Here is a 14,443-nt window from a genome sequence, read left to right as displayed (position 1 = left end):
CCGGAGAGTAGCTTAAATCCCGCCAGATCCTGTCCAAGGATCGGGGAGCATCTCAGAGTGCGCGTTTTGCACTTGTTATCGAAATGGATGCTGGAGAGGTAGAAGCCGAACTCTACGCTGAAGTTCAGGCGGCGATCGCGAACCTGAACCTCGCCCAGATTGTAGTTTGAAACTGAATAGTATTGAACACTATCGGCTACGCAACACTGCGACGCCTTGCGACAACCTATTGATTTAACTTGAAACCCCTTCCGCATCGCGGCCACCACAGGATAAAACAGCTCCTGAGGTTCGCTCACCATGCCCGATACCGACGTCAATTTCGCCCCTCCACCTGAAACGCTCACCACCGATGAGCGACTGGCGGAACTCGCCCGGATCCTCGCCACGGCTGTGGATCGCACCAACCCACCAAAAATAAACGAGAATTCTGAGAACGACGCAGACAGTTCGCTGGACATCCTCACCCTTGTTCGCCGTCGTCGTCACCAGTTGCGAACCCGATTTGGAGAGGACGAATGACGAAAACCAAAACGAAATCAGTAGGAAAGAGAACAGGCCGTGACGCTGCGCAGGACCACGCCGTGCTGGCGGACCTGGTCATGCTAAAGGCCATGACCGTGCCGGAGCTGCGCGAAAAATGGGCGGCGATCTTTAACGCGTCCGCGCCGAACACCAGCCGCCAGAACCTCGAGCTGCGGCTTGGCTACCGTATCCAGGAACTGGCCCTTGGCGGCATTGGCCGCGACGCGCGGCGGACGCTGGATGCGCTGGCGGCCGAGGTGGCATCCGGCGAACCCGGTCAAATGGTGTCCGACCCCCGCCGCCCGATGCCGGGCACCAAGCTGGTGCGCGAGTGGAATGGTGTCGAGCACACCGTCACTGTCTTGCCGAAGGGATTTGAGTGGCAGGGGCGTCGGTTCAAATCGCTTTCTGGCGCAGCCCGGGCGATCACCGGCGCGAACTGGAACGGCTGGAAGTTCTTCGGCTTCACACCACGCCCAAGGATCAGCAAATGACGCGCCAAACACAGACGCAACCGCCCCGCCGCCTGCGCTGCGCGATCTACACCCGCAAGTCGAGCGAGGAAGGGCTCGACATCTAATTCAACAGCCTCGATGCCCAGCGGGAGGCTTACGAGGCCTATATCGCCAGCCAGAAGGCGGAGGGTTGGGTCTGCTTGCGCGACAAATACGATGACGGTGGCTTCTCCGGCGGCACGCTGGAACGCCCGGCTCTGAAGGATCTGATCGCGGACATTGAGGACGGGCTGATCGACATCGTCGTGGTCTACAAGATCGACCGCCTCAGCCGCGCGTTGATGGATTTCTCCAAGCTGGTCGAGATCTTCGACAAGCACGGCGTCACCTTCGTGTCCGTCACCCAGTCCTTCAACACCACGACGTCGATGGGGCGGCTGACGCTGAACATCCTGCTCAGCTTTGCCCAGTTCGAGCGCGAGGTCATCGGCGAGCGGATCCGCGAAAAGGTTGCTGCGTCGCGCAAGAAGGGCATCTGGATGGGCGGGCCGGTGCCGCTGGGCTACAACGTGAAGGACCGCAAGCTGATCGTGGACCCGGCCGAGGCCAAAACCGTGCGGACGATCTTCACGCTCTACGCCCGGTCCAGTTCAACGGCGGAGGTGATCCGCGAATTGGACGCTCGCGCGATCCTGACCAAGACCGGTAGGCCATACGACAAGACTTCGCTCCTCAAGACCCTGCACAACAAGGTCTATCGCGGCCTCGCCGTGCACAAGGGCACTGCCTACCCGGGCGAGCACGACGCGATCATCGACGAGCCACTATGGGACGAGGTGCATGATGTGATCGCGAACAACAGCGTCAAACGGGTTGCCGTTGCCAAGGAACCCTCACCGGCGCTGCTGCGCGGACTGATCTTCACCGAAACCGGCGTCGCAATGACCCCGCACCACACCAAGAAAGGCTCGCGGCGCTATCGCTATTACGTCTCGATGGACGCGATCAAGAAACGGCCCAAGGCCGAGATCCGAGGCCCGCAGCGGCTACCCGGTGGCATGGTCGAGGATGCCGTGGTCGGTGAAATCCGCCGCCTGCTGCGCACACCGGAGGTCGCTGCGCGGGTGTCGCGGACCCTGCGCAAGGATCGGCCAGACCTTGGCGAAGCTGCGATCAGCGCGTCGCTTACCCAGTTCGACGACATGTGGAAGGCGCTGATCCCGGCCGAGCAGGCGCGCGTGATCAGGCTTCTGGTGGCGCGCGTCACCGCCAGCGACTCCGGGCTGGCGGTCGATCTCCGACATGAGGGCTTGGGCGCGATTGCGGCACTCATGGCCCCGGCCAAGCCGGAGGTAACGTAATGGCAGAGCCGGAAACCCTCCGCGTCCACATCCCGCTGACCCTGCGCAATCGCGGCGGCCGCCCGCGCATCCTGCCGCCCAAGGAGGTCGAGGTCGCCATGGAACGCGGCCAGGATGCCCGCCTCCTGCGCGCCATCGGTCGCGCTTGGAACTGGCGGCGCAGGCTCGAGCGCGGCGACGTCACCACCATCGCCGATCTCGCCAGAGACGAAGGCATCTCCGACCGCTATGTCAGCCGCGTGATCAGGCTGGCATGGCTTTCACCATCGGTGCTGGAGCGGCTGGTCCTGCTGTGCGAGCCCACGATGCTGTCGATCTTCGACCTCTGTGGCGTCGCGGAACTGCCTTGGGCGGAGCAGCCAGAGCGGGTGTTTGATTGAGGTTCCGGTACTCTTGCGCCGAGGCAGATGGCAGTACCGCTTCCGGTAAACTTAGAATAATTGACCAAAGTAGATTGCTGCAGCGAGCAAAATCCCAGTGTAGCAGATGAATACAAGCCGTCTTATAAGCTCTTCATTTTTGAAAGGTCTTCTGAATCCTAGATGCGCCATAAGTTCTTCCAAAGACTGAATGTTATATTCTGAGGACAGATAGTCAAAGTTTGGCGCGCTGATCGGATAGTTCAAAATCCCCCCTGAGAAATGGGGGTGGTTCAGTTCTCGCTCTCTATCTAGAGCGTCACTATCGACAGGTATGATATGGCAAGATTCTTCCTTCATCATTCTTCTCCGCCGCCATGGCAGTCTAATTGGACTGATTGCCCGCCAACTCCCGGCGGGCCATCTTCCAAGCCAAAAAGAGTCAATGTAGTTTTGAAGATTTATTGATTCCGCAGGCGTCTCCATGCCAACATCCTCATATTCTCCCTCGTTATAGCTCCTCCTTTTCTTTCGCGGCATTGCCTTAACGGTATTAAAATTACCCTCCACCATTGCCACAAAGAGAATCTCTGATTTCGGCTCAATGTCCTGTGCGGAAACACTCATATGTACCGGTAAAAATGCCTTAATCTCATCATGCTGAGCCATGCACTTGAAAATTGAGTTTAGTGTGGTTGGGACGGGGATCTCAGATGGAAAACGGGCATTTGACGCATCCAATACCTCAGCCAAATCAGCTTGTTGCTTTGGACCAAGTGTATCTATCGTGCATTCAATTCGTTTCAATCTAAGATAGCCAGATATCTTTCTAGATTTAAAAAATTGTGCCTCTGCTAGCTCTGAGACGCCAGCCTCAGTCAGAATTCTATTGATCTTTGATTTAACCATGCAAAATTCGCTCGGAACATCAATCGTAATATGAATATTATTCAGCGATTTTTTTGATGTGTTTCTGATTGCGTAACGAATTTGGAGCCATTCCAAGTTGAAGTCATCACCCATGGAAACAAGATAAATTAGGTGTTTCGGGTTCGTTTTTCGCTTTTGAGAGCGGACCGAGTGCTCTCCAATCCTTAAGTCAAAATCTGGATGTGAAAGCTGCTTGGAGCGAACTGCAAGGTAAACCGCTACGACGATCCCCAAGATCGCCACGACCGTGCCAACCATAAATTCCATGTAAGATGCCCGCTCATCAATGCCACCGTAGCTAAGCCTAGCTTTTCAAACAGCTTGATGCCAAGGCAATCGACGCAATTGACGAGGAAGCGGGTTGCGAACCCACCCAAGAAATCCGCCGATTTACGCTGGCATCCCGAGCAACGCGCCTACCGCTTGTTCCGTCTACGTTGCCATCGTTGTCTTTCGGATCGCCGATTTGGGTTTTGGCGGGGTTCGGCGGCAGAGCATTGAAAGGTAACGAGAAAACGGGACCGAACCGGAGCGGGCGAGGTTCGCCCAAACTGAGACCGAGGGCCATTCTGAGCCCAGCTGCAGCGTGGCGTCGCGTCTATGAAGTTCGGTCGGTTCTCGCAAACCCCTTTGATAACACGGAAAAATCCGTGCCCGTCAGGGCGGTGTCACTGGTTCGCAATGGGGACAATGGCGGGGGCTGTGGGATTCGAACCCACGAGACGCTTTCACGCCTGCCGGTTTTCAAGACCGGTGCCTTCGACCGCTCGGCCAAACCCCCGACACGCCCCGCATAGCCGCCACCGCGCCAGAGGGGAAGCGTCACGAAACTGTCGTACAGCTGTCCTAGGCGGCGCTTGCGACGATGGGGACGACGACATGCGTGTAATGGTGAATGGCTTGGGCCGGATCGGAAAGCTGGTTCTGCGCGACCTGATCGAGAACCCTGGCAACGTGAACCTCGTTACGCTCAACGACGCCAGCGGCGATCCAGAACAGCACGCTCTGTTGCTGGAATTCGATAGCGTCCATGGCCGATGGAACCGTGAGGTGCGTGCCGAGCGGGGCGGGATACACGTCCACGGCCGACACTTCCCTCTGACGTCGTGCCGGAGCATCGGCGAGCTTGATCTGGACGGGATCGAGATGGTCCTCGACTGCACCGGACACTTCAAGACCGCCGAGCGGATCGCCCCCTATTGGGAGGCGGGCGTGCGGAAGGTCCTCGTCTCGGCGCCGGTCAAGGATGGGGACGCCCTGAACCTCGTCTATGGCGTGAACCACGACCTTTATGACGATCATCGCCTCGTCACGGCCGCGTCCTGCACGACGAATTGCCTGGCTCCTGTCGTCGCCGTCCTGCGGGACGCGTTCGGCCTGAGCCATGGCAGCTTCACGACGATCCATGACGTCACGAATACGCAGACGATCGTGGACCGTCCGCACAGGGATCCACGACGCGCCCGATCCGCTCTCCTCAATCTGGTTCCGACGACGACCGGTTCGGCGCGCGCGATCATGGCGATCTTCCCCGATCTCGAAGGGCGGCTGGACGGGCACGCTGTGCGGGTGCCGCTATTGAATGCTTCGCTGACGGACTGCGCGTTCGAGCTGGAACGCCAGGTGACCGCCCAAGAGGTGAACGAAGCGTTCCGCTCTGCCGCAGGAGGACCGATGGCGGGCATTCTCGGAGTCGAGGACCGGCCGCTGGTCTCGACCGACTATCGGGGCGACCGGAGATCCGCCGTGGTGGATGCCTTGTCGACACGGGTCGTCCGGGGCACCCATCTGAAGCTCTATGTGTGGTACGACAACGAGATGGGATACGCCGTCCGAATGGCGGATATCGCACGCATGATGGCCGCGTGACCGATTTGCGCGGATACGCAGCGGTGACGGGGGCCTATTGGGCCTTCATGCTGACCGACGGCGCCTTGCGGATGCTGGTTCTGCTTCACTTCCACACGTTGGGTTTCACGCCGATCCAGCTTGCCGGCCTGTTCGTGCTGTACGAAGTCGCAGGTATCGTCACGAACCTGACGGCCGGATGGCTTGCGGCACGGTTCGGGCTGGCCTCGACCCTGCATGCAGGACTGGGCCTTCAGATTGCGGCCCTGCTCGCCCTGACGGCGTTGGATCCCGACTGGTCCATCGCAGCCTCGGTCGCCTTCGTCATGGGTGTGCAGGGCGCATCCGGTATCGCGAAGGATCTGGCCAAGACGTCGTCCAAATCGGCGGTCAAGTTGCTGGCGCCCGACGACGGGCTTTTCCGCTGGGTTGCCGCCCTGACCGGGTCGAAGAACGCAATCAAGGGTGCCGGGTTCTTTCTCGGCGCTGCGCTTCTGGCCTCGTTGGGCTTTGGCCCGGCGCTGATCGCGATGGCTGTCGGGCTGACCGCGATCTGGGCGCTCGTCACACTCTTCCTGCCCGCGGGGCTGCGTGCGGGACGCAAGGCGAAGTTCTCCGAGGTCTTCTCGGGAAATCCGCGCATCAACCGTCTCGCCGCCGCGCGTCTGTTCCTGTTCGGCGCGCGGGATGTATGGTTCGTCGTGGCCCTGCCGATCTGGCTATACGCGTTCATGGCGCCCCGCGTCGGGGAGGACAGCGCGTTCTTCGCGACCGGAGGGTTCATGGCGCTCTGGATCATCGGATACGGCGCCGTGCAGGCAGCTACGCCGCGCCTCGTGCGCAAAGGCACCAGCGGGAGCGCGCTGCTGTGGTGCGGATTTCTCGCCGGTCTGACTGCCTGCCTTGCCCTGTCCGCTGCCCTGAGACCCGAGCTGGCGTGGATCGTCTTGGCCGGCCTACTCGCCTTTGGCGCGGTTTTCGCGGTCAACTCGTCGCTTCATTCCTACCTGATCCTTGCCTTCTCCCGGGCCGGTCGCGTGACCATGGATGTCGGCTTCTACTACATGGCGAATGCGGGTGGTCGCCTATTGGGCACGATCCTGTCGGGGCTGGTCTATCAGGTGGGCGGCCTTCCTGCGGCGCTTTGGGTCTCGACCGCGATGCTTGTGGCATCCTGGTTCGCGTTGCGCACGATCCCGCGAGAGGACACCGCCCCGGCTTGACCGCGCGCCGCACGTGGGCACGGTGCCGGCATGTTCGACGCTCGCCTCCGACCGCTGATCGACCCGCCGCTCAACGCAATCGGCCGAGCGCTCGCCAGCAGGGGCGTGACGCCTGACGCGGTGACGATGGCGGGGCTGGCCTTCGGGCTCCTCGCGGCGGTGTCGGTGGCCTTGGGCGCGCCGGGCTGGGCGCTTGTCCCCTTGCTGCTATCGCGCCTGATGGACGGACTGGACGGCGCCGTGGCCCGCGCCACGCGGCCAAGCGATTTCGGAGGCTATCTGGACCTCGTCAGCGACTTCGCCTTCTACGGTGCCGTCCCGCTGGGCTTTGCCATCCTCGACCCGGAGGCGAACGCCGTCGCGGCCGCCTTCCTGATCTGGACCTTCTACATAAACGGCGCCTCTTTCCTGGGTTTTGCCGCGCAGGCCGCAAAACGCGGGATGGAAACTGCGGCGCAGGGGAAGAAATCGCTCTACTACTCCGCCGGGCTGCTGGAAGGGACGGAGACGATCGTCTTTTTCGTGCTGCTCTGCCTCTTGCCGGGCTGGTTCGCGACGCTCGCCTGGGGCTTCGGGGTGCTGTGCCTCTTCACCGCCGTCGCACGTGTCCTGAACGCCCGCGAGCTTTTCCGCTAGATCGGCCCACTTGTTTCCAGAGACGACGCGGGAAAAGCGGCAGGCGGCACCCCGATCCCCTCGCCCATTGACTTTCCCGCGACGATTTCCGACCCGTCGCGGACCCTAGCCGCGCCGAGACTCCAATGCTCTACCCCCTGCTCAAGAACGTCGCCATCGCAGAGCCCGAGGAGGGCCTGAAGGACAAGCTTGAGCTGGCAGAGAAAGAAGGGCGGCCGTTGCGCGTCAAACTGGGCTTCGACCCGACTGCGCCGGACCTGCATCTGGGCCATGCGGTCGTGCTCCAGAAGCTGCGCGACTTTCAGGAGGCGGGCCACACCATCGTCGTCATCATCGGCGATTTCACCGCATCCATCGGAGATCCGACCGGGCGCAACAAGCTGCGCCCTCCGCTGAGCGCGGAGGAGATCGACGCGAACGCGGAAACCTACCTCGCCCAACTGGGCAAGGTCGTCGACACCGACCGGATCGAGGTGCGGCGCAACTCTGAATGGCACGGCAAGTTGTCGGCCGCCGACATCCTGAAGCTGATGGCGCAGGTCACCGTCGCACAAATCATGACCCGCGACGACTTCCGCAAGCGGTTCTCGGACGGCCTGCCGATCCACCTGCACGAGTTGCTCTACCCGATCCTGCAGGGATACGACTCGGTCATGATCGACGCCGATATCGAGCTTGGCGGGACGGATCAGCTCTTCAACAACCTGATGGGCCGTCACTTGCAGGAAGCGGCCGGGAAGCCCGGGCAGGCCGTCCTGACCATGCCCCTGCTCGTCGGAACGGACGGCTCCGAGAAAATGTCGAAATCGAAGGCCAACTATGTCGGCCTGACGGACGCGCCCGAGGACATGTTCGGCAAACTGATGTCGATCTCGGACGCGATGCTCCCGAACTACATCGAGTTGACAGGCGATTTCGGCGACGATGCCCGCCGGGACATGCTCCGGCGGCTGGAGGCGGGCGAAAACCCGATGGCCATCAAGAAGGCGCTGGCCGCGAATGTGACGGATCGCTTCCATGGGGCCGGCGCCGGCGCCGACGCGCAGGCGCATTTCGAGCGCACGGTGCAGCAGAAGGCCCCCGAAGCGGAGGATCATACCCCGCTCCACCTCTCCGACGTGCCTGCCGGCGCGACGCTGCTGGACCTTTGCGCCACTGCGACCCCAACCCAGTCCCGCGGCGCGCTGAAGCGGCTGATCGCCGGCGGAGGCGTACGCCTGGACGGCGAGAAGATGGACGATCCGCAGGCCGTCCCGCAAATCAAGGCAGGGCGGACGCTCTGGATCGGCAAGCGGGATCGCTTTCTGCTGACGTGATCGGTCGCGTCTGCGACGAGGATCAGCGCCCGGTTCGAACATGGAGAGCGGGGTTGGGCTTGCGATGAACGTCGACAAGCGCTACGCGATCCCCCGAAGCACCCACAGCTCAGCCGGCGAGAGCGCTGCCCTCCGAAGGCGGATATCAAGTTCGGTGATCGGCAAAGGTGTGAAAGAAGAAGCGAATAAACAATGGCTTGAGCGGATATCGGGTTCGCTCTTCAAAAGGCCGAAAATCTCGCGTAAGCATCACGCGAACGGTATGCACCCGTAGCTCAGCTGGATAGAGCGCTGCCCTCCGAAGGCAGAGGCCAGAGGTTCGAATCCTCTCGGGTGCGCCATTTCACATTTTTCATTGGACACGCCGCTCGGGCCCTGAACGGCAGGTCCATGTCTGGGCTTCGGACACTCCTTTTCGGGACGTCGGTTGTTGGCCCCGCAAGGGCAAACCCAAACACCGTTTTCTTCCCCGCAGTCTCTATTGCGCAACCCCGCGTCGAAATCGGCTCGGGAGTCCGAAGCGGTAGCTCGGATGCATGAGCCGCCCCCCATCTCCAACCTTCAGGATCGGGAGTTGATCGACCAGCACCGACGCGCGCGGGCGTTGTGCTCGCTGACGATCCGGTTGGACCTCGGGGCGCGCAGGTATGCTGTGTCGACAGGCAGACATGGCCGCCAGCAGACCGACGGCGATATCGCCATTCGACCTCTCCGACGATGAAGGTGCTCTTCAGGACGACCCGGCTGTAGACGACCTGGCTTGTCGAGAGCCTGCTGTGGCCGGTGCGCCTTGACAGGGATGGGCCCGACTTCAGCACACTGTGCCGTCACCAGAGAAATCTGACCGTGAACATTCCACATCGCGGCGCAACGAAGCCCCGCCCGCATCCGCCCGTTCCGTTCGGAATGTAGCCCGCCGCAATGCCCTGTCGGGCGGTGGGTGACCCGCTGAAAGCCGCGCGGTCAAGAGCTCATGATCTGCGACGTCGACCGTCGGACCGTCGAATCCCAAATCCGCATCCATCGCCCGGCTGGATCATGCGGAGCACGATCTCGGGAGGGGCCGTCCTCAACCGCTTAGGCGGCCCCGGCAGCCCCGTTATGGACTCAATGCAAGAAGGCGGTCCGGCAACGCGCAAACTCGCCCATCACCTGATTTGTGGAGCAGGCTGCGCAGGCTCGGAAATCGCCACAAGAAATCCCTTCAACAGGCCCCGCGGATTCGAGGGACGGCAAAGTCAGACGCTTCTGCCATCCCATTGCGCGCGGCAGCCAAGCTCGAAGCTTGGCAAGAGCGCAATCTGGCGGCACGCGGATCACCAGGAATACAGGTCCGTCAACCGCACGGCGTGAGGGGCATTCAGATCAAGCCGTATCCCCGCCTCGCCATGAACGCCCACCTACCGCCAGCCTCTCAACAGTGTCAGAAGGTTGCGGGTGGACGGATCCTTTGCGGAGGCGTCCTCACCCTCGACGAGGGGACCCAGGGACGTGGCGAGTTCCTTGCCTAGCTCGACGCCCCACTGGTCGTAGCTGTTGATCCCGAGCATGACACCCTCGACGAAGACCCGATGCTCGTAGAGCGCGACGATAGCACCCAGGGTCGCGGGATCGAGGCAGGGATAGACCAGCGTGGTCGACGGGCGGTCGCCCTGAAAGACGCGGTGGGCGGCCTGTCGGTCGAGTTCAGCGCCCTCGAACTTGCCGGCGAGCTTGGCGCGGGCCTCGTCCAGCGTGCGCCCGCGCAGAAGCGCCTCGGACTGGGCGAGGCAATTGGCGATGAGCAGGCGGTGGTGGTGGTCCAGCTCCCGCTCGTGCCCCATGGCGGCCACCATGAACTCGCATGGCACGGGTGTGCGGCCCTGGTGGATGAGCTGATAGAAGGCATGCTGACCGTTGGTGCCCGGCTCGCCCCAGACGACGGGGCCGGCGGGACCCGGCAGGTCGTCGCCCTCCATGGTGACGCCCTTGCCGTTGCTCTCCATCTCGAGCTGCTGAAGATAGGCGGGCAGTCGCGCCAGGCGGTCGTCATAAGGCAGCACGGCGCGGGTCGGGTAACCACAGACCTGATGGTGCCATAGCCCGGCCAGCGCCAGCAGGACGGGCATGTTCGCGCCCAGCGGAGCCTCGCGGAAATGGTCGTCCATGGCACGGCCGCCGGACAGGAATTCGTCGAAGGCGTCCGGGCCGATGGCGATCATCAGCGACAGACCGATCGGGCCCCACACGGAATAGCGGCCGCCGACCCAATCCTCGAACCCGAAGACGCGGGAAGGGGGGATGTCCCAATCGGCCGTCTTTTCCTGCGCCGAGGAGAGGGCGGCGAATTGCGCGGCGGGGTCTTCCACCTCGGCGGCCATCCAGTCCCAGGCTGTGCGGGCGTTGGTCATCGTCTCGATCGTGGTGAAGGTCTTGGATGCGACGATCACCAGCGTCGTCGCCGGGTTCAGCCCGCGCGCGGTGTCGGCCCAGTCGGCGCCGTCCACGTTCGAGACGAAGTGGCAGCGCGGCCCGTCGTGATAGGGAGCGAGCGCGCGCACCGCCATCGCGGGGCCCAGATCCGAGCCTCCGATGCCGATATTCACCACGTCGGTGATGGCCCCCCCCTGCCCCGAAAAGTCGCCGTGGCGGATGGCGCGGGCGAATTCGCGCATCCGGGTCAGCGTTTCCTGCACGCCGGGGACGACGTTCTGACCGTCGACCGTGATCTCGGCATCGGGAGCGGCGCGCAGCGCGGTGTGGAGGACGGCGCGGCCCTCGGTCTCGTTGATCTTCTCGCCGGCATACATCGCGTCGCGGCGTCCGGGCACGTCCGAGGCCAGGTCGATCAGCAGGTCGAGCGCGCCATCGGTGATCGAGGTCTTCGACAGGTCCAGATGCATCCCCGCCGCGTCGACGGTGAAGCGGTCGAGCCGCGCATCGGTCAGGAGGTCGGCGATGGGGGTCCCGCTGAGGGCGCGGAGGGGATCAAGGCCTTGCCAGAACTTCATGTCGCGTCTCCCTCGGGGGTTGGTGTCAGGGGGCCCAGTGAACGGTCGCCTCGGGCAGAAGCGCGGCGATGGGCATGTCCATCGGATCGGCATTGCGGGCACGGTCCAGCACCTCGCGCTTGGCGTCGCCCATGATCAGGAGATGAGTCTCCATCGCATCGCGCAGGACCGGAAGGGTCAGCGTCACGCGGGCCTCACCGGCACCGGGGGCGCGCATCGCCATGAGGGCGGGCGCGTCGTCGGCCATGGCGGCGGAAAGCTTGTCGCCGCCCGGAAAGAGGCTGGCCGTATGCCCGTCCTCGCCCATGCCGAGCAGCAGGAGCGAGATCGGGAACAGCGCGTCGTAGCGCGGCAACAGATCGGGAATGCCGTCCTCGGGCGCGGCGGCATCGGTCGTCATCGGCACGAGGTTGGCCGCGGCGGCCCGGTCCGTCAGAAGCGTCCGGCGCAGGAGCGCGGTGTTCGAGCGGTCGCTCGTCTCGGGGACCCAGCGTTCGTCGTTGAGAAGGACGTCCACCCGGTCCCAGTCGAGCGCCGCGCCGGAGAGCGAGGCGAAGACTTCTCCGGGGGAGGAGCCACCGGGGACGCAGAAGCTGGCCCGCTCATGCACCGTGAGGCACTTGCGAAGCGCGCCGGCCAGCATGTCGGCCAGGCCCATGGCGAGGATTTCGCGGTCGGGATACTCGATCAGGTCCATCGCCCCCCCTTTCCGGTCACGCGTCGAGGTCGCGCCAACGGCGGCCGTCGCGGTGCATCAGCATGAGCGCCTGTTCCGGCCCGCTTGACCCTTGCGCATAGGGGTGCGGCTTGTCGCCCGCCTCTTGCCAGCGGTCGATGATCGGGTCGGTCCAGGCCCAGGCGGCCTCCACCTCGTCGCCTCGCATGAAGAGCGTCTGGTCGCCGCGCATCACATCCATGATGAGACGTTCGTACGCGTCCGGTATGTGGTCCTCTCCGAGCGCGTCGGCGAAGGTCATGTCGAGGGGAACCGTCGTCAGGCGCATCCCGCCCGGCCCCGGCTCCTTGATGGTGACGGCAAGCTCGATCCCCTCGTCGGGCTGGAGGCGGATCACCAGCGCATTGGGCGCAGACGTTCCCTCGCGGTCGAAGATGGAATGCGGCGTCTCCTTGAATTGAACCACGATCTCGGACACGCGGCGGGTCATCCGCTTGCCGGTGCGCAGGTAGAAGGGCGTGTGCTTCCAGCGCCAGTTGGAGATCCCGACCTTCAGAGCCACGAAACTCTCGGTCAGGCTGTCGGGGTTCTCGGCGTCTTCGGTATAGGACGGGCCCTCGGGGCCTGCCTTGTATTGGCCACGCACCACATCGGCGGGCGGCACGGGGTCGAGGGCCCGGATCACCTTGAGCTTCTCGTCGCGCAACCGGTCGGGATCGAAGGCGGCCGGCGGCTCCATCGCGATGAGGCAGAGGAGCTGCATCAGGTGGTTCTGCACCATGTCCCGCATGGCGCCCGAGTCGTCGTAATAAGATCCGCGACCGCCGACGCCTACCGTCTCGGCCACGGTGACCTGGACGTGATCGATGAAGCGCTCGTTCCAGAGCGGCTCGAACAGGACATTGGCGAAACGGACCGCCATCAGGTTCTGAACCGTCTCTTTGCCGAGGAAGTGGTCGATGCGGTAGATCTGATCCTCGTCGAAGCTGGCGGCGAGGTCGGCGTTCAGCTTGCGCGCACTGTCGAGGTCGTGGCCGAAGGGCTTTTCTACCACGAGCCGGCTGTTCTCGCAGGCGATGCCCTTTTCGCGCAGCTGGGACGAGAGCGGTCCGAAGAGGTTCGGCCCGACCGAGAAGTAGAACGCCTTGGTCACCTCGTCGCGCACGCTGGATTTGAGCGCGTCCCAGCCGCCATCGCCCTTGGCGTCGATCGCGATGTAGCTGCAGAGATCGCAGAATTGCGCCGTCATGTCGGCGTCGCGGATCTTGGCAGAGACGAATTCCTCGAGGCTTTCGCGGACAAGATCGCGGAAACTGTCGTCGGTGAGATCCGAGCGCGCGGCGCCGATGAGGCGGGCCTCGGCCGGCATCTGGCCCGCCAGGAACCGGCGGTAGAGCGACGGAATGATCTTGCGCTTGGCAAGGTCCCCGGTGGCGCCGAAGAGGACGATGTCGAAGGCGTCGACGGGGATCGTGCGCGAGGCCATGGAAGATCCTTTCCGGTCTGGTCCGGGACGTCCCGGACTCCGTTGGCGCTGATGCCTTCTATCGCCGCCTGACGTGGTGTCCAGCGCCGCCCGCGCGCGCGGCGAGCGTGCCGGTCGGATCCGAGATGGTCCCTCCGCCGACCGAAGCCGCAACGCCCGTCGTCGTCGGGAAAGAGGTCGGCAGGCCGCGGGCCACGCGGACCGCCATGAAAGCGAACGCCTGGGCTTCCAGCATGTCGCCGTCGAGGCCGACCGCCTCGACCGGCTCCACGGGGCAGGCCAGATCCTTGGCGAGAGCCGCCATGATCGCGGGATTGTGGCGCCCGCCCCCGGTTATCAGGACGCGCGATGGCGGTGTCGGGCAATGGCCGATCCCCTGTGCGACGCTGGCCGCGATGACCGCGACCCAAGTGGCCGCGGCATGCGACGGCGGTAGGGTGTCGATCCGTGCGCCGGCCTCTCGGAACGCGTCCCGGTCCAGCGACTTGGGCGGAATCCGCAGGAAATAGGGGTGGCGCAGCACCGCCTCGACCAGTTCGGGGCAGGCCTCGCCTTCGCGCGCAAGCCACCCGTCGCGGTCGAAGGGCTCGCCCATCCAGTCCTGCGCGAGGTCGTTGATCGGCGCATTCGCGGGGCCG

At 63.5% G+C, this 14,443-nt stretch carries 14 protein-coding genes, 2 tRNA genes and 1 pseudogene; 10 read left to right on the top strand and 7 right to left on the bottom strand.

Annotation, left to right across the window (positions count from 1 at the left end):
- Positions 1-299, bottom strand: a 299-nt coding sequence (locus jaqu_RS22165) for a hypothetical protein (protein ID WP_236687887.1), incomplete at its 3' end; no start/stop codon positions are given.
- Between the two features lies 1 nt (position 300).
- Between jaqu_RS22165 and jaqu_RS21450 the strand changes: the two genes are divergently transcribed.
- The 5 genes and pseudogenes from jaqu_RS21450 (at position 301) to jaqu_RS17275 (ending at position 2,721) form a co-directional block, all read left to right on the top strand.
- The gene (locus tag jaqu_RS21450; RefSeq protein ID WP_141134312.1) at positions 301-522 is read left to right on the top strand and encodes a hypothetical protein; all 222 of its coding nucleotides are present in this window, start codon (positions 301-303) and stop codon (positions 520-522) included.
- On the top strand, positions 519-1,019 hold the full coding sequence (locus jaqu_RS17285) for a DUF2924 domain-containing protein (RefSeq protein WP_084629980.1): 501 nt from the start codon (positions 519-521) through the stop codon (positions 1,017-1,019). Before jaqu_RS21450 ends, jaqu_RS17285 begins: the two co-directional genes overlap by 4 nt.
- 104 nt (positions 1,020-1,123) lie before the next feature.
- A pseudogene (locus jaqu_RS22325) lies at positions 1,124-1,504 on the top strand (recombinase family protein); the annotation flags it as partial.
- Positions 1,505-1,519: 15 nt separating this feature from the next.
- Positions 1,520-2,341 (top strand): recombinase family protein, encoded by an 822-nt coding sequence (locus tag jaqu_RS22320; RefSeq protein WP_316243070.1) that lies wholly within the window; start codon positions 1,520-1,522, stop codon positions 2,339-2,341.
- A complete protein-coding gene (locus jaqu_RS17275; protein ID WP_043920264.1) occupies positions 2,341-2,721 on the top strand; it encodes a hypothetical protein in 381 nt (126 codons plus the stop codon). Before jaqu_RS22320 ends, jaqu_RS17275 begins: the two co-directional genes overlap by 1 nt.
- Positions 2,722-2,772: 51 nt before the next feature.
- On the opposite strand, the gene jaqu_RS21445 is transcribed toward jaqu_RS17275, so the two are convergent.
- Together jaqu_RS21445 and jaqu_RS17270 are read right to left on the bottom strand one after the other, a co-directional pair.
- Positions 2,773-3,723 carry a hypothetical protein gene (locus tag jaqu_RS21445; RefSeq protein ID WP_161793889.1) on the bottom strand — a complete coding sequence of 317 codons (951 nt, stop codon included), beginning with the start codon at positions 3,721-3,723 and terminating at the stop codon, positions 2,773-2,775.
- A gap of 598 nt (positions 3,724-4,321) precedes the next feature.
- A tRNA-Ser gene (locus tag jaqu_RS17270) sits at positions 4,322-4,411 on the bottom strand.
- 98 nt (positions 4,412-4,509) lie between these two features.
- On the opposite strand from jaqu_RS17270, the gene jaqu_RS17265 reads away from it, so the two are divergent.
- From jaqu_RS17265 to jaqu_RS17245, 5 genes are all read left to right on the top strand, one after another.
- On the top strand, positions 4,510-5,499 hold the full coding sequence (locus jaqu_RS17265; RefSeq protein ID WP_043920263.1) for an ArsJ-associated glyceraldehyde-3-phosphate dehydrogenase: 990 nt from the start codon (positions 4,510-4,512) through the stop codon (positions 5,497-5,499).
- 47 nt (positions 5,500-5,546) lie between these two features.
- A complete protein-coding gene (arsJ, locus tag jaqu_RS17260) occupies positions 5,547-6,701 on the top strand; it encodes an organoarsenical effux MFS transporter ArsJ (protein ID WP_236687888.1) in 1,155 nt (384 codons plus the stop codon).
- Positions 6,702-6,731: 30 nt separating this feature from the next.
- Entirely contained in the window at positions 6,732-7,337 is a 606-nt protein-coding gene (locus tag jaqu_RS17255) for a CDP-alcohol phosphatidyltransferase family protein (RefSeq protein WP_043920261.1), read from the top strand.
- Between the two features lie 125 nt (positions 7,338-7,462).
- Positions 7,463-8,653, top strand: coding sequence for a tyrosine--tRNA ligase (gene tyrS / locus jaqu_RS17250; RefSeq protein ID WP_043920260.1), 1,191 nt, complete (start codon positions 7,463-7,465; stop codon positions 8,651-8,653).
- Positions 8,654-8,917: 264 nt separating this feature from the next.
- A tRNA-Arg gene (locus jaqu_RS17245) sits at positions 8,918-8,994 on the top strand.
- A 1,059-nt stretch (positions 8,995-10,053) separates the two neighbouring features.
- Here jaqu_RS17245 and pgi read toward each other — a convergent pair.
- The 4 genes from pgi to jaqu_RS17225 form a co-directional block, all read right to left on the bottom strand.
- A complete protein-coding gene (gene pgi, locus jaqu_RS17240) occupies positions 10,054-11,643 on the bottom strand; it encodes a glucose-6-phosphate isomerase (RefSeq protein ID WP_084629978.1) in 1,590 nt (529 codons plus the stop codon).
- Between the two features lie 25 nt (positions 11,644-11,668).
- Positions 11,669-12,340 (bottom strand): 6-phosphogluconolactonase, encoded by a 672-nt coding sequence (gene pgl, locus jaqu_RS17235; protein WP_043920259.1) that lies wholly within the window; start codon positions 12,338-12,340, stop codon positions 11,669-11,671.
- Positions 12,341-12,356: 16 nt separating this feature from the next.
- Positions 12,357-13,805, bottom strand: coding sequence for a glucose-6-phosphate dehydrogenase (gene zwf, locus jaqu_RS17230; protein WP_043920258.1), 1,449 nt, complete (start codon positions 13,803-13,805; stop codon positions 12,357-12,359).
- A 58-nt stretch (positions 13,806-13,863) separates the two neighbouring features.
- Positions 13,864-14,443, bottom strand: a 580-nt coding sequence (locus tag jaqu_RS17225) for an anhydro-N-acetylmuramic acid kinase (protein WP_043920257.1), incomplete at its 5' end; no start/stop codon positions are given.

The sequence above is a fragment of the Jannaschia aquimarina genome (assembly GCF_000877395.1).
In the GTDB taxonomy this organism is placed as follows: Bacteria; Pseudomonadota; Alphaproteobacteria; order Rhodobacterales; family Rhodobacteraceae; genus Jannaschia; species Jannaschia aquimarina.
Note: the sequence above shows the minus strand (reverse complement) of the source record. Positions and strands in the feature narration are given on the sequence as shown.